Source organism: Massilia sp. NBRC 108631 (assembly GCF_059704565.1).
Map to the genome: position 1 here is coordinate 1 of NZ_BAAKJE010000212.1, position 229 is coordinate 229.

General features: G+C 68.6%; 1 pseudogene. It reads left to right on the forward strand.

What is annotated here, in order from left to right:
- Positions 1-229, forward strand: a pseudogene (locus AC6H42_RS22860) (IS21 family transposase); the annotation flags it as partial.

The window sequence follows — 229 nt, forward strand, 5'->3', positions numbered from 1 at the left end:
GGACGCGCCAAGGTCGTCGACTACCGTCATCTGCTGCCGGCACTCAAGCGCAAACCCGGCGCGCTGGCGCGCTCGGTGCTGCGCGATGCGCTGTTTCCCCGCACAGAGTACCGCCAGATGTGGGCGCAACTGCGCGACAATTTGCCCGAGGCCAGCGCCTGCCGGCTCATGGTCGGCTTGCTGGACTTGGCCGGCAATGGCGGCTGCGAGGCGGAACTGGCGCAACGCT